The sequence below is a fragment of the Citrobacter sp. Cf116 genome (assembly GCF_030336505.1).
GTDB lineage: Bacteria > Pseudomonadota > Gammaproteobacteria > Enterobacterales > Enterobacteriaceae > Citrobacter > Citrobacter freundii.
In genome coordinates this window covers 1-18,422 of record NZ_JAOWEQ010000029.1, presented here as the reverse complement: position 1 = coordinate 18,422, position 18,422 = coordinate 1, and the positions used below count along the sequence as shown (strand labels likewise).

Below are 18,422 nucleotides of genomic sequence, written 5' to 3'. Positions count from 1 at the left end.
TGACTGAAACAACTTGGTGTTGCGTGAACATTGATCCGGCCGTTCTCAAACATTAACGGTAAATGAACAACCCGGATGATAAAAGGGTAGAACATTGTTATTGCTTTTAGCGGTCATCACTCTTGATGAGTAATTCTTTATCAAAACGCGATTCCTTGAGCGCTTCCTTGACACGCTTCAAGTTATCTCTAAATTTTGCCCCTCGGCGCAAAGTAAATCCTGTAGCCAGCACATCTATCACGGTCAGTTGAGCAAGTCGAGAGACCATGGGCATATAAATGTCAGTATCTTCCGGTACATCGAGGGTAATTGCCAGCGTGGCTTCCCGCGCCAGTGGTGTACCGGGAGAGGTGAGGGCGATAACCATGGCATCGTTTTCCCGCGCTAACTGCGCCAGTTCAACCAGACTTTTGGTTCTTCCGGTATGAGAAATAAGCACAATGACGTCGTCGTCGCTACAATTCATACAACTCATGCGTTGCAGAACAATATCGTCGGAATAAATTACCGGCACGTTAAAGCGGAAAAATTTATTCATCGCGTCATGCGCTACCGCGGCGGAAGAACCTAAACCAAAGAAGGCAATTTTCTTCGCCTGGGTTAATAAATCTACCGCCCGGTTTACCGCCGCGTTATCCAGCGACTGGCGAACGTGGTCGAGGCTTGCCATCGCTGACTCGAAGATTTTCCCCGTGTAAGATTCTACGCTGTCATCCTCATCCACATTGCGATTAACATAAGGGGTGCCATTTGCCAGACTTTGCGCCAGATGCAGTTTAAAATCAGGAAAGCCGCGGGTGTCCATGCTGCGACAGAAACGGTTCACCGTTGGCTCGCTGACATTCGCTTCTACAGCAAGTGCGGCGATGCTTGAATGGATTGCCCGCTCGGGAGAGGCAAGAATAATGTCGGCGACTTTACGCTCTGACTTGCTCAAATGTTCCAGTTTTAACTGGATTTTTTCCAGCATATTCATGATGTAGGTAGACTCATGGGTCATGGGCAAAAACGATTTCAGCGATACGGGGAAACCGATACACAATTTAGTGTATAGATATTACCCCTGCTAATGCAGCAACGGGGCAAAATGGACAGAATAGTTGTTGTTTTTTTTCATTACATGATCGGAGTCGGATTTTCATACTTCGTCATGGGTACGGAAAATACGACTTTTTTATCCATTTTGATGGGTTATACGCCAATAAAGCGGCTGTTCGCGGTAACAGCACGGCTGGATAAGCGTTTACGGTTTCCGGATTCACGTAAAAGCAGTACAGTGCACTGTAATAAAATTACAACCAGTGTCTGGCAAAAGCACCAGGCACTTAATTGAGGAGAATGACATGGCGGTAACGCAAACAGCCCAGGCATGTGACCTGGTCATTTTCGGTGCGAAGGGCGACCTGGCGCGACGGAAATTGCTGCCTTCCCTGTATCAACTGGAAAAGGCCGGCCAGATTAACCCGGAAACCCGTATCATTGGGGTTGGGCGTGCCGACTGGGACAAAGCAGCTTATACCAAGGTTGTGCGCGAAGCGCTCGAAACCTTCATGAAAGAAAAAATCGATGAAGGTTTATGGGAGACCCTCAGCGGTCGTCTGGAGTTTTGTAATCTGGACGTCAATGATACCGCCGCATTTAGCCGTCTGGGTGAAATGCTGGATCAGAAATCACGTACCACTATTAACTATTTCGCGATGCCGCCAAGCACTTTTGGCGCAATCTGCAAAGGTTTGGGTGAAGCAAAGCTGAATGCTAAGCCTGCCCGCGTGGTGATGGAAAAACCGTTAGGAACGTCACTGGCAACATCGCGCGAAATTAACGATCAGGTCGGCGAGTATTTCGAAGAGTGCCAGGTTTACCGCATTGACCACTATCTCGGCAAAGAGACGGTACTGAACCTGTTGGCACTGCGTTTTGCCAACTCCCTGTTTGTGAACAACTGGGATAACCGCACTATCGATCACGTAGAAATTACCGTGGCGGAAGAAGTGGGCATTGAAGGGCGCTGGGGCTACTTTGACCAGGCCGGTCAGATGCGCGACATGATCCAGAACCACCTGCTGCAAATCCTATGCATGATCGCGATGTCTCCACCGTCCGATCTGAGCGCTGACAGCATCCGTGATGAAAAAGTGAAGGTACTGAAATCACTGCGTCGCATCGATCGTTCGAACGTGCGAGAAAAAACGGTTCGCGGTCAGTACACCGCCGGTTTTGCCCAGGGCAAAAAAGTTCCGGGATACCTGGAAGAAGAAGGTGCGAACAAGAGCAGCAACACGGAAACGTTTGTGGCAATCCGTGTGGATATCGATAACTGGCGCTGGGCGGGTGTTCCATTCTACCTGCGTACCGGTAAACGTTTACCGACCAAGTGCTCTGAAGTCGTGGTTTACTTCAAAACGCCTGAGCTGAACCTGTTCAGAGAATCCTGGCAGGACCTGCCACAGAACAAGCTGACCATCCGTTTGCAGCCTGATGAAGGTGTCGATATCCAGGTACTGAACAAAGTGCCGGGTCTGGATCACAAGCATAACCTGCAAATTACCAAACTTGATCTGAGCTACTCCGAAACCTTCAACCAAACACATCTGGCCGACGCTTATGAGCGTCTGCTGCTTGAAACGATGCGCGGCATTCAGGCGCTGTTTGTGCGTCGAGATGAAGTTGAAGAAGCATGGAAGTGGGTCGACTCTATTACCGAAGCCTGGGCAATGGACAACGACGCACCGAAGCCTTATCAGGCCGGGACCTGGGGACCGGTTGCCTCTGTGGCCATGATTACCCGTGATGGTCGTTCCTGGAACGAATTCGAGTAAAATATCATCTAGCCCATAGGTGTTATTTTACCGGTAACATGATCTAACACAGATTGTAGAATAATTTTTGCACTTTTAAGCCTCGCGTGGATTCACCCGCGGGGCTTTTTTTATTACACTGCCTGAAACGATTTTGCCCCTGAGCTACGGCTAACAAGCGATTCAGCTGTTTTTAACCCAACTGAAACACATTGTTTTTCCAACGCTCTGACAGATAAATTTTAGGAGCCTCTATGAATCCGAATTTGTTACGCGTAACACAACGTATCGTCGAACGTTCTCGCGACACACGTTCCGCCTACCTTGCCCGTATTGAACAAGCGAAATCGACTACCGTTCATCGTTCACAACTGGCGTGCGGTAACCTGGCGCATGGTTTTGCTGCCTGCCAGCCGGATGACAAGGCTTCGCTGAAAAGCATGCTGCGTAACAATATCGCGATCATTACCTCCTATAACGATATGCTTTCCGCGCATCAGCCGTACGAACATTACCCGGACATCATTCGTAAAGCGCTGCATGAAGCCAATGCGGTAGGCCAGGTCGCTGGCGGTGTTCCTGCGATGTGCGACGGTGTGACCCAGGGACAGGATGGGATGGAGCTTTCGCTGCTGAGTCGCGAAGTGATTGCTATGTCGGCTGCTGTGGGACTCTCACACAATATGTTCGACGGCGCGTTATTCCTTGGCGTGTGCGACAAAATTGTCCCGGGTCTGGTGATGGCGGCACTGTCATTTGGTCATCTGCCTTCGATCTTTATTCCCTCTGGCCCGATGGCTAGTGGTCTGGCGAACAAAGAAAAAGTGCGTATCCGTCAGCTGTATGCTGAAGGTAAAGTCGATCGTATGGCGCTGCTTGAATCCGAAGCTGCGTCTTATCACGCACCGGGTACCTGTACGTTCTATGGCACGGCAAACACCAACCAGATGGTAGTGGAGTTTATGGGGATGCAACTGCCAGGATCCTCATTCGTGCACCCGGATGCGCCGCTGCGCGAAGCGTTGACCGCCGCTGCGGCTCGTCAGGTAACGCGTCTGACCGGCAACGGCAATGAATGGATGCCGATCGGTAAAATGATCGATGAAAAAGTAGTGGTCAACGGTATTGTCGCGCTGCTGGCGACCGGGGGCTCCACTAACCATACAATGCACCTGGTCGCGATGGCGCGCGCGGCCGGTATTCTGATTAACTGGGACGACTTCTCCGATCTGTCCGATATCGTGCCGCTGATGGCGCGTCTGTACCCGAATGGTCCGGCAGACATTAACCACTTCCAGGCGGCGGGTGGCGTGCCGGTGTTAATGCGTGAACTGCTTAATGCGGGTCTGCTGCATGAAGATGTGAACACCGTTGCCGGGTTTGGTTTATCGCGCTACACCATGGAACCCTGGCTCAACGAGGGTGAGCTGGACTGGCGTGAAGGTGCGGCGAAGTCGCTGGACAGCAACGTGATAGCCACCTTTGACCAGCCTTTCTCCCACCACGGCGGCACCAAAGTGCTGAGTGGAAACCTCGGCCGCGCAGTGATGAAAACGTCGGCGGTACCGGTAGAAAATCAGGTGATTGAAGCGCCCGCGGTTGTTTTCGAAAGTCAGCATGATGTATTACCTGCCTTCGATGCGGGACTGCTCGACCGTGATTGCGTAGTGGTTGTGCGCCATCAGGGACCAAAAGCAAACGGAATGCCAGAATTACATAAACTCATGCCGCCACTTGGTGTATTATTGGACCGTTGTTTCAAAATTGCGTTAGTTACCGATGGACGACTTTCAGGTGCTTCAGGTAAAGTGCCTTCTGCAATCCATGTAACCCCAGAAGCCTATGATGGCGGGCTGCTGGCAAAAGTACGCGATGGCGACATCATTCGTGTGAATGGACAGACAGGTGAATTGACGCTGCTAGTTGATGAAGAGGAACTTGCTTCTCGTCAGCCTCATATTCCTGACCTCAGCGCATCGCGCGTGGGCACAGGCCGTGAAATGTTCAGCGCGTTGCGTGAAAAGCTGTCCGGTGCGGAACAGGGCGCAACCTGTATCACTTTTTAAGACTTATTTTGTAATCAGGCGAGAGAAAACTCTGATGAAAAACTGGAAGACAAGTGCAGAAGCAATCCTGACCACTGGCCCGGTTGTACCGGTTATCGTGGTTAATAAACTGGAACACGCAGTGCCGATGGCAAAAGCGCTGGTTGCAGGCGGCGTGCGCGTTCTGGAAGTGACCCTACGTACCGCATGTGCGATGGATGCCATTCGCGCGATCGCAAAAGAAGTTCCGGACGCTATCGTTGGTGCAGGTACTGTACTGAATCCACAACAGCTGGCTGAAGTTACCGAAGCCGGTGCACAGTTTGCTATCAGTCCGGGTCTGACCGAGCCGTTGCTGAAAGCCGCAACGGAAGGCACTATTCCGCTGATCCCTGGTATCAGCACCGTATCTGAACTGATGCTGGGTATGGACTACGGTTTGAAAGAGTTCAAATTCTTCCCTGCTGAAGCAAATGGCGGTACTAAAGCGCTGCAGGCGATTGCGGGTCCGTTCTCACAGGTCCGTTTCTGCCCAACCGGTGGTATCTCTCCAGCGAATTACCGCGACTACCTGGCACTGAAAAGCGTGCTGTGCATCGGCGGTTCCTGGCTGGTTCCGGCAGATGCGCTGGAAGCAGGTGATTACGATCGCATTACCAAACTGGCTCGTGAGGCTGTTGAAGGCGCGAAGCAATAATTGCGCAAAATGCCCGGTAATCACTACCGGGCCTGCGAATCTGTAACGGGCCATTCGGCCCGTTTTTTTATCCAGTAACTTTCACCTGTGCGGCCGCGTCTTTCGCGCGTATCACCGCATCTTCAATGCTCTGTGCTGTGGCCAGCACAACGCCCAGACGACGGCTCCCGTCGATTTCCGGTTTGCCAAAGAACCTAACTTGCATACCCGCACCTACAGCGGCCTGCACGTTATCAAACGTGATATTCTGACTGGTAAGTTGCGGCAGAATAACAGCGGAAGCAGAAGGCCCATACTGGCGGATTTCGCCAACGGGCAGACCGAGAAATGCACGTACGTGCAGGGCAAACTCAGACAGATCCTGCGAAATTAAGGTCACCATACCCGTGTCGTGAGGGCGAGGGGAGACTTCGCTGAAAATCACCTCATCACCGCAGACAAACAGCTCCACACCAAACAGTCCGTGACCACCCAGCGCCAGAACCACCTTGCGGGCAATCTCCTGCGCGCGCGCCAGCGCTAGTTCACTCATCTGTTGCGGCTGCCAGGACTCGCGATAATCGCCATCTTCCTGTCGATGTCCAACCGGCGCGCAGAAATGCACGCCATCAACGGCGCTAACGGTTAGCAGGGTGATTTCAAAATCAAAATTCACTACGCCTTCGACGATAACGCGTCCAGCACCAGCCCGACCGCCCTGTTGAGCATAGTCCCAGGCTGCAGCTAGCTGATCGGCTGAACGGATAAAGCTTTGTCCTTTACCGGATGAACTCATTACCGGTTTCACGATGCAGGGGTAGCCGATTTCAGCGACGGCTTCGCGAAAGCGGACTTCACTGTCAGCAAAGCGGTAAGAAGAGGTCGGTAGAGACAATTCTTCGGCGGCGAGGCGACGGATTCCTTCCCGGTTCATGGTCAGTTGCGTTGCTCTTGCACATGGCACAACACGCTGGCCTTCCTGCTCCAGTTTTACCAGCATATCCGTGGCGATCGCCTCAATTTCCGGCACGATATAATGTGGTTTTTCACGCTCGACGACCTGGCGTAATGCTTCGCCATCCAGCATGTTGATAACGTATGAGCGATGGGCAACGTGCATGGCTGGCGCGTCGGGGTAACGATCCACGGCAATGACTTCCACACCCAGGCGTTGACATTCAATTGCTACTTCTTTACCCAGTTCTCCCGAACCTAATAACATCACTCGCGTTGCTGCTGGACGCAGCGCTGTGCCTAATAACGTCATAAATTAATCCCCTGTTTTATCTGGGCGCAGTATATACGAAAACGTTTGCGTCTGTCTTTATTACCAGGTTGATTTCAGGGCTTAAAAAGAATATACTGTACATAAATACAGGTAATTTAAGAGGCTGCAAAATGGCGGTTGAAGTTAAATACGTAGTCATTCGGGAAGGTGAGGAAAAAATGTCGTTTACCAGCAAAAAGGAAGCCGATGCGTATGACAAAATGCTGGATACAGCAGATCTGCTCGACACATGGCTGGAGCAATCGCCGGTAGCGCTTGAAGACGAACAGCGCGAAGCGCTTTCCCTGTGGCTGGCTGAGCAAAAAGATGTGCTGAGCGCCATTCTGAAAAATGGCAAGCTGCCTTCGCCGCAGGCTGTCGAAAACGATGCGCACGCTGGGGATGATACTCAGGCTGCCTGAAACGACTTGCGCTCCTGACGTTTTGTACCATGCTTTTCCCTGAATCATTGTGCAATCCCTGACGTTATTTCACGTTGCTACAGGCAATCTGAATGACGAAGGGGAGATTAAGGAGAAAAGAATGTATAAAAAAAGAACGTTATTGAGCCTGCTGCTGCTGTCTGCCAGCGTATCTGTATTTGCGGCAAATATGGAAAGCAAAAACGTCCAGTTCCCCAAGTGTGAGGGACTGGACGCTAACGGTATTGCGGCGAGCGTGAAACGTGATTATCAACAAAATCGCATCGCGCGCTGGGCTGACGATCAAAAGCGCGTCGGGCAAGCCGATCCTGTCGCCTGGGTAAACACGCCCGATATTACGGGCAAAGACGGGAAATGGTCAGTTCCCCTGACTGTTCGCGGTAAAAGTGCGGATATTCACTATCAGGTAAAAGTCGACTGCAAAGCCGGAACAGCGGAGTATCAGCCGCAGTAACGGAGGTATTTGCACATCTTTTGATGACCTGAACACTTCCTGACATCCCCTCGGGTACGCTTTGATGATTATTCGTCTGTACTTGAGGGGCAAAATGGCTAACTGGCTAAATCAACTACAATCTCTTCTTGGGCAAAAAGCTTCCTCCGCGTCATCTTCTGGCGAGCAAGGGCTGAGTAAACTTCTGGTTCCAGGCGCGTTAGGCGGTCTGGCAGGATTACTGGTTGCCAACAAATCTTCTCGTAAATTACTGAGTAAATACGGCACCAGCGCGCTTCTGGTGGGCGGCGGCGCGGTTGCCGGGACTGTGTTATGGAACAAGTACAAGGATAAAGTTCGCGCAGCGCATCAGGATGAGCCGCAGTTTGGCGCACAAAGCTCACCGCTGGATGAGCGAACCGAACGTCTGATTCTGGCGCTGGTTTTTGCGGCGAAAAGCGATGGCCATATTGATGCCAAAGAACGTAGCGCCATTGAGCAGCAGCTCCGTGAAGCGGGCGTGGAAGAGCAGGGCCGCATTCTGATTGAACGCGCCATCGAACAACCGTTAGATCCTCAACGACTGGCGCATGGGATCCGTAACGAAGAAGAAGCGCTAGAAATTTACTTCCTCAGTTGTGCGGCGATTGATATCGACCACTTTATGGAACGTAGTTATCTCAATGCGCTGGGCGATGCGTTGAAGATCCCTCAGGATGTTCGTGAAGGCATTGAACAGGATCTCAAGGAACAAAAACAGGCGTTACCGGGTTAATTACTTACCGCTAAGGCGCATGTTTCGCTTGCATCATTGCTGTCTTTTGCCACCCTTATAGGATGTTTAAGCAAAAGAACAATGACATGCTACCAAAAGCTTCTCGTATTCCCCACGCCATGACGCAGCATGGCGATACTCGTGTTGATAATTATTACTGGTTGCGAGATGACACTCGCTCGCAGCCAGAAGTGCTGGATTATCTGCAACAAGAAAATGCGTATGGCCGTCAGGTTATGGCCTCGCAGCAGGATTTGCAGGATCGCGTCCTGAAAGAGATTATCGACCGTATCCCGCCTCAGGATGCTTCTGCCCCCTATGTGAAGAATGGTTATCGCTACCGGCATATTTATGAACCGGGGTGCGAATATGCCATCTATCAGCGTCAGTCTGCCTTCAGTGAAGAGTGGGATGATTGGGACACTTTGTTGGATGGGAACCAGCGCGCGGCACACAGCGAGTTTTATACGCTGGGAGGAGTGGCGATATCACCGGATAACACCATCATGGCACTGGCAGAAGATTATCTCTCTCGCCGGCAATATGGCGTGCGTTTTCGCAACCTGCAAAGCGGCAACTGGTATCCGGAAGTGCTGGAAAACGTCGAAGCGGATTTGGTATGGGCGAATGATTCTCAGACTTTCTATTACGTGCGCAAGCACGAAACGACGTTATTGCCGTATCAGGTCTGGCGACATACAGTCGGCTCGCCATCGTCACTGGATGAGCTGGTGTATGAAGAAGCCGATGACATGTTTTATGTCAGTCTGCATAAAACCACATCATTGCATTATGTGATTATCCACATTGCCAGTGCGACCACCAGTGAAGTTTTGTTGCTTGATGCAGAACTGGCAGATGCCGAACCGTTGGTCTTTTTAGCGCGACGCAAAGACCACGAATACAGTCTCGATCACTATCAGCACAATTTTTATCTGCGCTCCAACCGTCAGGGGAAAAATTTCGGCCTGTACCGTACCCGTGTTCGTGATGAGCAAGCCTGGGAGACGCTGATCCCACCGCGTGACAACGTGATGCTGGAGGGCTTTACGTTATTCACCGACTGGCTGGTGGTAGAAGAGCGTCAGCGGGGCTTAACCAGCCTGCGGCAGATTAATCGTAAAACGCGCGAAGTGGTCGGGATCGCCTTTGACGATCCGGCATATGTGACCTGGCTTGCCTATAATCCAGAGCCGGAGACATCGCGCCTGCGCTATGGCTATTCCTCCATGACTACCCCGGACACATTGTTTGAACTGGATATGGACACCGGGGAACGTCGTGTGCTTAAGCAGACGGAGGTCCCCGGATTTGATGCGGCGAATTACCGTAGCGAACACGTATGGATAACGGCACGTGATGGCACCGAGGTTCCGGTTTCGCTGGTTTATCATCAAAAGTATTTCCTGAAAGGAAAAAATCCGTTACTGGTTTATGGCTATGGCTCATATGGCGCCAGCATGGATGCCGATTTCAGCAGCAGCCGTTTAAGCTTACTGGATCGCGGCTTTGTTTACGCCATTGCCCATGTGCGTGGCGGTGGTGAATTAGGACAACAGTGGTACGAGGACGGTAAGTTTCTGCGCAAGAAAAATACCTTTAATGATTACCTCGACGTCTGTGATGCGCTGCTAAAAATGGGCTATGGCGCGCCTGAGTTATGTTATGGAATGGGAGGAAGCGCCGGGGGAATGTTAATGGGCGTCGCCATTAATGAGCGCCCGGAACGCTTCCATGGTGTTATTGCGCAGGTGCCGTTTGTCGATGTGCTGACCACAATGCTCGATGAATCAATTCCCCTGACGACCGGTGAGTTTGAAGAGTGGGGTAATCCACAGGACGAAGAGTATTACACCTATATGAAAAGCTACAGCCCGTATGACAATGTAACCGCGCAGGCGTATCCGCATCTGCTGGTCACGACGGGATTACACGATTCCCAGGTGCAATACTGGGAACCAGCAAAATGGGTGGCAAAACTGCGTGAGCTGAAAACGGACGATCGTTTGCTGCTACTTTGCACGGATATGGATTCCGGACACGGCGGTAAATCCGGGCGTTTTAAATCTTACGAAGGTGTGGCTCTTGAGTACGCTTTTTTGATTGGACTGGCGCAGGGAACACTGCCTGCTCAGGCGTGATCCAAATAGTGTTTTAGCGTTAATCGCAGTTCCGGGCTCATATTGTCAAGGTTATTAAATAACCAGCGCAGATAGCCCGGATCGCGTTCAGCCACTTCTGATACCGGTTTTCCGCGGTACTTACCAAAAGTGAAAGTAGTGAGTAACGCGGGACGGCCGGTAATATCGACCATTTGATCGGCTGTCCAGCCTGACGTCTGCATGATGTCGATCAGGAGTGCCGCAGTGATGTAGCAGTCGTACAGGGCGCGGTGATGGTGGAGACCCGCTGGCGTCTGTACGCTCAGCTTGCGCGATTTATACAGCGCCATGTTGCTGTATTTGATCCCCGGCCACAAACGACGGGAGAGCTTCATGGTGCAAATCCACTCTCCGGGCATATCGGGTAATACGCGGCGGTCAAAGCTGGCATTGTGGGCCACGTACCACTCGCTGCCGTAATACTGCGGGATGACGTCTTCAATCCACGGCTTATCGGCCACCATTGCTTCAGTAATGCGATGGATAGCCATCGCCTGTGGGCTGATGGGGCGGTCAGGGCGTACCAGGTGGCTCATTGGGTTGACTATTTTTCCGTCAACCACATCGACAGAAGCAATTTCAACAATGCCTCCCTGTAGACCACAGGTTTCTGTATCTATTATGCGCAACATGCCATGCTCCTGACCCAAAACGACTAGCGTAATGGAATGATATCACCTTGCCAACCCCGTGGCGTGCGTTGACCGGTTAACAGCAAAGAACCGCTGTCTGCGCGAACAATCAATCGGCCTCGCTCATCCCATAACGCGCTGCTGCCACGCGCATTGGCCATTAATACAGCTATGGCAAACTTATGCGAGAAACTCTGGAGACGAGATGTGGAGGAGAGCAATTCGGGTTCGCTAATGGACTGACTGCTGGTGAACAGGGAGTAAGCCGGGTCGATATCGATACCTTCCGGCTGGCTATCCACTACGCTAATGGCATTTTGCTGTCTGGCGATACAGGCTCCGTGACTTTGATGAAACGTTAAGGGCGAGGTCATCCAGGGAGAAAAGAGCGCGATGCCTTTTACGAACCGGTTGTTATGTTCCACCGGTAGTCCCGCAATGATTGTCATACGATAAGTCACGGCGGCATGGGCGAGAGGTTCTAACAGCGCTTCATCGGGTGGGGCAGGAAGCGCGTCATGTTCATCAACACAGCCTAACAAGGAGAGGGAAGGAAAGACCAGCAATTCACATTGGCATTGGGCGGCTGCCTGAATGAATTGCAGGTGATGTGCGACATGCTCGGTAACTGAGGTGTGAAGAGGTTCGTACTGCGCTGCTGCGATTTTCCAGTGTGACATAATGATTTCCTTTTCATAGTGTCTACAATCATCCTGAAAGTATAGATTAAGAATATGCTTATACTGTAGCAGCCATCATGTAAGGAATCGTAACGTAGTATAAGTTTTATTTAACTTTAGGCTCGTAAGGTAAACGTGAAAGGGAAACGGATGCCAGTCGGTGCGCGATGAGTCTTTCGCGAAACCAGTCGCGTAAATGTTCGGGCTGTTCACGCTCAACAACTTCGGCAACAACCGGCATGTTGTATCGCTCCTTAAACGCTACACCTGCAGCGGCCAGGTCAACATTGACCTTATCCATCTCCGCCTGCTCAAGTTTGGCCAGATTGATGTTCATGGGCTTCTCCTTTTCTCTGTCTTTCGGCGCGCAAAGTTACTAAGAGTGTGCATTAATGGCAAGACCGAAATGATGATTCTCGACTCGATCATTGTAGAAGGTTATTCTCTATAGATTAGACATAACAAAAAGGAATAGTTGAAATGGCTTCATCTGCATCTATGCTTCGCAGCGCTCTCATCGTACTCGCCAGCGTGCTGGCAACGCCCGCCGCCCTGGCGCATGCCCACCTCACAAAACAAAGCCCGGCTGCTAATGCCGAGGTTGTGGCATCTCCTCAGGCGTTGACGCTGAATTTTTCTGAAGGCGTAGAGCCGGGATTCAGCGGCGCAACCCTGACAGGTCCAAACAAAGAACAGATCAAAACGGGCAAGGCGTCACGCAGTGAGCAGGACAAAACGCAGCTGATTGTTCCGCTTGATCAAACACTTGAAGCAGGAAAATATACGGTCGACTGGCACGTTGTTTCCGTGGATGGTCACAAGACGAAGGGGCAATATACCTTTAGCGTGAAATAACCGATGCTGGCATTTACCTGGGTTGCATTACGGTTTATCCATTTTACCACTTTGATGCTGGTGTTTGGTTGTGCGCTTTACGGCGCATGGCTGGCTCCCGTTTCGGTTCGTCGTTTAATGATGCGTCGTTTTTTGCGTCTGCAACGGCATGCCGCAACGTGGAGCTTTATCAGCGCGACGCTGATGCTGGCGATCCAGGGTGGGTTAATGGGCTCAGGCTGGCGGGATGTTATCTCTACAGATGTATGGGGCGCGGTGTTGCAAACGCAGTTTGGCGGCGTCTGGTTATGGCAGATTATCCTCGCGCTGGTCACTCTGGTGGTGGTTATTATCGTACCGCGTAGCATGCCGCGACGGCTGTTAATGCTGACGATTGCGCAGTTTATTTTGCTGGCTGGCGTCGGGCATGCGACGCTGCATAGTGGTATTACTGGGGCAATCCAGCAGGTTAACCATGCCTTGCATCTGATATGCGCCGCCGCCTGGTTCGGTGGCCTGCTACCCGTACTTTACTGTATGCGAATGGCGCATGGCCGCTGGCGAGAACAGGCCATCAGCACCATGATGCGTTTCTCCCGCTACGGGCATCTTTTTGTTATTGGTGTTTTACTTACCGGTATTATGAATGCGCTGTTTATTGTCGGTTTTTCTGTTCCCTGGCACATGGCTTACGGGCGGCTGCTTTTGTTAAAAGGTGCCCTGGTCATGCTAATGGTGGCGATTGCGCTGGTGAATCGGTATGTTCTGGTACCACGCATGCAGCAGGATAACCGCGGCATGACTCTCTATTTTATTTGGATGACCAAGCTGGAATGGGGTATAGGAGCCGTTGTGCTGGCAATTGTCAGCCTGTTCGCAACCCTTGAACCTTTCTGATTGATGGACTGGCGAAACGCATGAAAAAAATCATTATCTCTTTATTACTCCTGGCAAGCTCCGGAGCCGCGCTGGCTGCGCCGCAGGTCATTACCGTCAGCCGTTTTGAGGTTGGCAAAGATAAGTGGGCGTTTAATCGGGAAGAGGTGATGCTGACCTGCCGCCCGGGTAACGCGCTGTATGTCATCAATCCCAGTACGCTGGTACAATACCCGTTGAATGATGTTGCCAGACAGCAGATGGAGAGCGGAAAAACCACGGCAAAGCCGATCGAGATTATCCAGATTGATGATCCGGCGAAACCGGGCGAAAAAATGAGCCTGGCACCGTTTGTGGAGCGTGCAGAAAAGCTCTGCTAATTGTCAGATGTAGCGCTCTGATTTCCAATAAAAAACCGCAAGGTTCTCGCACGAGAACTTGCGGTTTTTGCGTTTGGATGTGTAACAAACGTCCTTTTTTTCCGGCCACTTTAGTCGCGGACTGGAAAACCTGGCGCTGTCATCTATTCTTAAATGGCAGGGTAACTTAGCCTGCATTAATGCCAACTTTTAGCGCACGGCTCTCTCCCAAGAGCCATTTCCCTGGACCGAATACAGGAATCGTATTCGGTCTCTTTTTCTCGGGCTTTAATTTCAGTCACTTAGGGTTCCATGTCCGAAAATGTCCGAAATTTGTCCGAATTCAAATATTCGGTCTTTATTCGTTATACCACACCATTTTTAACATTCACAATTCATTTACGAAGAAAAATTAGATCAGCACATACTCTTTTTTTCTCGTATCAAGATACTTCTCAGTCATTTTTTCTGACTTGTGCCCCAGCAGTTTTTGCGCAAAATCCTTCCCGAATTCCTTCTCATACATCCTTCCCGCCAGACTCCGAATTTCATGAAATGAAGGTGGGTTTTCTGAAAACTTTAGACCAGAAAAATTTCGTGCTTTCACAAAACCTTTTGTCAGACTGTCCAGGTTTATGCTTCCGTCTTCGCTGTTTTTTCTGATCCCGGGGCTTATCAAAAAATCGCATCGACTGACAAGCCGGCAGCGATCGATGATGGTCGACAGTCTCAGGCCGGATGCTTTCAACGTCAGTGAAAGTGGGATAGCAAGGCAAGACCCGGTTTTTTGTTGTTCGATGTACAGTCGGTCATCTTTAATGTCACTGAAGCGCATCCGGGCGATGTCTTCACGTCGCTGACCGGTGACCAGGGCGAGATCCATCGCTAGGCCGAACCATGCTGGCATGCGCTCTGCACCAGCACGAACGGCCACAAACATTTCATATTCCAGGCGTTCGCGCAGCACTTTAATTTTCGGTGCTCGAGTTGGGTCCACAGGATTGGAATCAACACGCCCTTCCACAACGGCCTCACGGAAAACATCAGACAGTACTGATCGCATGGTTCCTGCCATCGTTGTTTTGCCGCACTCCGTCCAGCGATCAATAAACTCAGCCACATCTCGGGTGGTTATGCTGGCCAGTATCATTACGCCAAAGTATTCTCTAATGGTCGCCAGCTGTCCGGCGCGAACTTTGTAAGTATTGGTCGCCAGCTTGCGTCGTTGCAGGATAATTTCGTACCGATCGAGCCAGCTGGCCATGGTGTATTCATTAGTACCTTTCAGTTGTTCGAGTAGGGCGATTGGAGTGTAATTTTTATCGATGTAGTGATTTGCTTCAATGGCCTGGGCGATCGCTTCCCTGCGCGAAATTTTACCCAGAGATATCTCTTTTCCGTCGACGGGATTGCGCCAGGAATATGACTTCCTGGCTTTACGATAGGTCAGATTCTTAGGCAAATTAGCGTCATACTTGTCCGGCCTCGCCATCGATAATCCTCTCTATCAATCGCCCTTTTAACGGGTGTCTGCTTTGGTTTGTGTTGATCGTTTTACAATATTTATTTGGTCGGATAAAAACCGCATCCGGCCTAACGCGATACTGGGTGCCTTCCTTCTCTGGTGCTGGGTAGATATTCCCGTTTCGCGCCCATTTCCTTAGCGTTCCTATTGGTGGCGGTACTTCATATCTGAGTTCCGCCCAGCGTTCGAGTGATACCAGTTTCACTTTCACCTCGATAGCCAGCCATTACGATACGCGCAACAGCTGGCACTGGTTGATATTCAATAATCAGTTTGCGGTCAGACGTTGCCAGATAGCAGAGACGTATTTGACCTGATGTCTGGCGTCAGAAAGTGCATTGTGCATGTCGCCTTCAAACGGGATGTCGTAGCGTGGATTGATACCGACAGATTTACCCAGTTCGACCATGGTCCTTACATCCCTGTCATTCCGGAACGGAACAGCGAAGGGAGTTTCTGTTAACGCGTACGCGCGGCGGAGAATGACGTTATCAAACGAGCATCCATTACCCCACATCTGAACGGTGTGACTACCGTTAGCAGCATTTTCAGCAATAAAGTCAGCCAGAAGTTCGAGAGTCTCAAGCAGCCCCATGGCTTCATCGACAAGAATGGCAGAGCGGGCTTCAGACGATTGTTTCAACCACCACTGAATCGTCGACGCATCCGGTTTCATCCCAAACGACATCGATGATTCAAGGCTGACAACCCGATAAAACTCGGCACCAGTGTTGCCAGTTGAAGGATCAAAAAATACAGCGCCGATAGAGACTATTGGGGCATCAGGACTGTTGCCCATAGTTTCCATATCAACCATCAGGTGGGTATAAAAAGCGTTCAGGGGGTCCGTATTAATATGGTGAACGGGTTCATTATTCAGGGAAGCTGACGCGTCACCAGTTGCATCAGCGCTTTTAACTGGCAAAACTGCTGTTTCGCTCTGAGACATTTCAGGATTAGCTTTGACTTCGTTGTTGTCAGTTTCTTCCATCTGCACATCGCTGGTGGCTTCCTCTGTATTGGCATGATGTAATTTATCCTCGACGGCGCGCTGGCGTACCTGGTCTACGATAGAAAGAGCTGGCGTTTGCTGGTTCCCCATCAGGCCATCGATGGAGAACACGCCGTTGCCCATGTTGGTGATTTCTGGTTGTTCGACTACAGCGTTCTGTTCAGCTGTGACTTTCTCGTTAATCTCGTTTTCCCAGCTTTTTTCTGGCACGTGACCGGCTGCCGCCAGGATTTCTTCAGTTGGGTGCTGGTGGTCGGTTTCAGTCAGGTTCTTATTGATGTAACGGCTCAGCAGTTCCGGGAAATGGTGAGTGTTTTCTTCTGCACTGCGAATAAGCGCGAAAATAGCGGCACGGGAATAATCCAGGATGCCAGCGCGTTTGCGCAGAGCGGCGGACCACTCTTTGAACGGACTTTCGTTTTTAGCAATGATCTCTTTTGCACGACGGTAAACGCCACCCGGGATATCGTAGATGTTGAAATCCATTGGAAGTGTGGCCAGCGCAATATCAATGTCCAGAGTTTCCAGTGTGTGGACAAGTTCTGGGTTACGATCGGTCTTATTGCCACCACCAGCGTTGGTTCCGGAATCAGAGCGCTGAATCTGCGACACACGATTGCCCTTACACCACTCTTTAACCAGCAACCCACGGTCAATGTGTTCAGTATTGAACCAAGTTTTAAAGAAATGAATGACGGTAGAGAGATCTACTCGTTTGCCATCAACAGGGAAAATAGTTTTCAGCGCGCTGACAATTTTCCAGATATCGATCTCTGGCGCTTTCCTGAATGGTTCTACATTCTCGGCAGCAAGCAGCAGATTTTGCACGTAGCTGTTATCCACATCCAGCTCAAGTTCCTGAATGGTTTTCTTCTGCTCAGTATCAATATGGTAAGCATATTCTTCAGAAATAAAGTGAGCTAAGAGGCGCTGGCGTAGCGGCAGAGTCGCAACGGTAATAAGTTCTGGCGTTACAGGTGGAGTGGCATGTTCATCACCCGCAACTCGTGCTTTCTTATCATTAACCCACTCCTGAACGGTAAGAGCCCGCTTTTCTGGTTCTTCAATCCATTCGGAAATAAATTGCTCAAATGTAGCAACGGTATAGACCTGCTCACGGTCAAAGACTTCTTTTATTGCATTTGCCAGCTTCCACTCAACATGAGCAGAAAGCTCTTTCACCGACGGCACATTCGCAACGGCCAGTAACAGGTTTTGTACATAGAGATCATTTTCGTCCAGTACCATTTGCCCGATCTGGATGTGCTGCGCTTCACTGATTTCCTTCTCTTCAGTGTCATTGACCAGGTGCGCAATCAGTCGCTGAGACAGGCGCAAGCGAGATATGGGGCGGAGTAATGCTGGCGCATCGCTGGTGGGTACATTGGCATTGGAAGTTTCAGGTTTTTGCTGGCTGGAAGTCTCCTGATTTTCATTATCAGGCTTCTGTTTCAGTTGCCACGTTTGCTGGTCTTCTGCCAGTTCGTAACGATCGCACCATGTGTCATCAAGTGTGCTTTCCTCAGGAAGATCGTCAACAACAAACCAGTTGGTGCGGACAGGTAATTGATAGTCGGCGCCACGACCGACGGCAATATCGTTGTCTTCGAGAATATTGAGGATTTCGCGTTCTGCACGGGAATCTGATTTCGCAGAGAACCAGCAAAACAGGTTTTTTGCCTCAGTTGCTTTCGCTTTGGCTTTAATAAGATACGCATACGTTAACATTGCGTTCGGGCTCCATAGGATTGTAAGATACCCGGCAGCTGATGATCGCCGCCTAAGGTAGTGGTTATTGGTCAAAACTCGTTCCGGAAAGCTTTGGTCGGCTGACCGGGTACTTAACCCGCCTTGCGCGGGTTTTGTGCTTTATGGGGTAGGGGATTTTCCCTGCGCCAGCTGTGC

At 50.7% G+C, this 18,422-nt stretch carries 18 protein-coding genes; 10 read left to right on the top strand and 8 right to left on the bottom strand.

Annotated elements, in window-relative coordinates:
* Positions 1-106 precede the first annotated feature (106 nt).
* Positions 107-976 (bottom strand): MurR/RpiR family transcriptional regulator, encoded by an 870-nt coding sequence (locus OGV74_RS04135; RefSeq protein WP_003034893.1) that lies wholly within the window; start codon positions 974-976, stop codon positions 107-109.
* Positions 977-1,343: 367 nt separating this feature from the next.
* On the opposite strand from OGV74_RS04135, the gene zwf reads away from it, so the two are divergent.
* The 3 genes from zwf (at position 1,344) to kdgA (ending at position 5,540) form a co-directional block, all read left to right on the top strand.
* Positions 1,344-2,819, top strand: a complete 1,476-nt coding sequence (gene zwf / locus OGV74_RS04130) for a glucose-6-phosphate dehydrogenase (RefSeq protein WP_003034896.1) — start codon at positions 1,344-1,346, stop codon at positions 2,817-2,819.
* A gap of 233 nt (positions 2,820-3,052) precedes the next feature.
* Entirely contained in the window at positions 3,053-4,864 is a 1,812-nt protein-coding gene (gene edd, locus OGV74_RS04125; RefSeq protein ID WP_003841668.1) for a phosphogluconate dehydratase, read from the top strand.
* 34 nt (positions 4,865-4,898) lie between these two features.
* Positions 4,899-5,540: a bifunctional 4-hydroxy-2-oxoglutarate aldolase/2-dehydro-3-deoxy-phosphogluconate aldolase gene (gene kdgA, locus OGV74_RS04120; RefSeq protein WP_003034901.1), complete on the top strand. Its 642-nt coding sequence runs from the start codon at positions 4,899-4,901 to the stop codon at positions 5,538-5,540.
* Positions 5,541-5,607: 67 nt separating this feature from the next.
* Here kdgA and purT read toward each other — a convergent pair whose 3' ends face one another.
* Entirely contained in the window at positions 5,608-6,786 is a 1,179-nt protein-coding gene (gene purT / locus OGV74_RS04115; RefSeq protein WP_048217921.1) for a formate-dependent phosphoribosylglycinamide formyltransferase, read from the bottom strand.
* Positions 6,787-6,917: 131 nt separating this feature from the next.
* On the opposite strand from purT, the gene yebG reads away from it, so the two are divergent.
* The 4 genes from yebG to ptrB all read left to right on the top strand — a co-directional run bounded on the left by yebG (position 6,918) and on the right by ptrB (position 10,578).
* The gene (gene yebG, locus OGV74_RS04110; RefSeq protein WP_003034906.1) at positions 6,918-7,208 is read left to right on the top strand and encodes a DNA damage-inducible protein YebG; all 291 of its coding nucleotides are present in this window, start codon (positions 6,918-6,920) and stop codon (positions 7,206-7,208) included.
* A 121-nt stretch (positions 7,209-7,329) separates the two neighbouring features.
* Positions 7,330-7,683, top strand: coding sequence for a protein YebF (gene yebF, locus OGV74_RS04105; protein WP_003034909.1), 354 nt, complete (start codon positions 7,330-7,332; stop codon positions 7,681-7,683).
* A 94-nt stretch (positions 7,684-7,777) separates the two neighbouring features.
* On the top strand, positions 7,778-8,437 hold the full coding sequence (locus OGV74_RS04100) for a tellurite resistance TerB family protein (RefSeq protein ID WP_061548578.1): 660 nt from the start codon (positions 7,778-7,780) through the stop codon (positions 8,435-8,437).
* 86 nt (positions 8,438-8,523) lie between these two features.
* Complete coding sequence (gene ptrB / locus OGV74_RS04095; protein WP_199880177.1) at positions 8,524-10,578, top strand: oligopeptidase B; 2,055 nt, start codon at positions 8,524-8,526, stop codon at positions 10,576-10,578.
* Here the strand turns inward: ptrB and exoX are convergent.
* The 3 genes from exoX to OGV74_RS04080 all read right to left on the bottom strand — a co-directional run bounded on the left by exoX (position 10,569) and on the right by OGV74_RS04080 (position 12,248).
* The gene (gene exoX, locus OGV74_RS04090; RefSeq protein WP_003833802.1) at positions 10,569-11,231 is read right to left on the bottom strand and encodes an exodeoxyribonuclease X; all 663 of its coding nucleotides are present in this window, start codon (positions 11,229-11,231) and stop codon (positions 10,569-10,571) included. The two genes, ptrB and exoX, sit on opposite strands and share 10 nt — an antisense overlap.
* A gap of 23 nt (positions 11,232-11,254) precedes the next feature.
* Positions 11,255-11,911 carry a carbon-nitrogen hydrolase family protein gene (locus OGV74_RS04085; RefSeq protein ID WP_003841657.1) on the bottom strand — a complete coding sequence of 219 codons (657 nt, stop codon included), beginning with the start codon at positions 11,909-11,911 and terminating at the stop codon, positions 11,255-11,257.
* A gap of 106 nt (positions 11,912-12,017) precedes the next feature.
* Complete coding sequence (locus OGV74_RS04080) at positions 12,018-12,248, bottom strand: DNA polymerase III subunit theta (RefSeq protein ID WP_003034925.1); 231 nt, start codon at positions 12,246-12,248, stop codon at positions 12,018-12,020.
* A gap of 143 nt (positions 12,249-12,391) precedes the next feature.
* Here OGV74_RS04080 and yobA point away from each other — a divergent pair, with 143 nt between their 5' ends.
* The 3 genes from yobA to OGV74_RS04065 are packed head-to-tail and all read left to right on the top strand — an operon-like array spanning position 12,392 to position 14,001.
* Positions 12,392-12,766: a CopC domain-containing protein YobA gene (gene yobA / locus OGV74_RS04075; protein ID WP_003841654.1), complete on the top strand. Its 375-nt coding sequence runs from the start codon at positions 12,392-12,394 to the stop codon at positions 12,764-12,766.
* 3 nt (positions 12,767-12,769) lie between these two features.
* On the top strand, positions 12,770-13,642 hold the full coding sequence (copD, locus tag OGV74_RS04070) for a copper homeostasis membrane protein CopD (RefSeq protein WP_003034931.1): 873 nt from the start codon (positions 12,770-12,772) through the stop codon (positions 13,640-13,642).
* Positions 13,643-13,662: 20 nt separating this feature from the next.
* The gene (locus tag OGV74_RS04065) at positions 13,663-14,001 is read left to right on the top strand and encodes a YebY family protein (protein ID WP_003034934.1); all 339 of its coding nucleotides are present in this window, start codon (positions 13,663-13,665) and stop codon (positions 13,999-14,001) included.
* A gap of 391 nt (positions 14,002-14,392) precedes the next feature.
* Here OGV74_RS04065 and OGV74_RS04060 read toward each other — a convergent pair whose 3' ends face one another.
* From OGV74_RS04060 to OGV74_RS04050, 3 genes are all read right to left on the bottom strand, one after another.
* On the bottom strand, positions 14,393-15,472 hold the full coding sequence (locus tag OGV74_RS04060) for a tyrosine-type recombinase/integrase (protein WP_121581681.1): 1,080 nt from the start codon (positions 15,470-15,472) through the stop codon (positions 14,393-14,395).
* A complete protein-coding gene (locus OGV74_RS04055) occupies positions 15,450-15,710 on the bottom strand; it encodes an excisionase (protein ID WP_072211989.1) in 261 nt (86 codons plus the stop codon). The genes OGV74_RS04060 and OGV74_RS04055 overlap by 23 nt, the downstream gene beginning before the upstream one ends.
* A 63-nt stretch (positions 15,711-15,773) precedes the next feature.
* Positions 15,774-18,245, bottom strand: coding sequence for a 3'-5' exonuclease (locus tag OGV74_RS04050; RefSeq protein ID WP_286520354.1), 2,472 nt, complete (start codon positions 18,243-18,245; stop codon positions 15,774-15,776).
* Positions 18,246-18,422 lie beyond the last annotated feature (177 nt).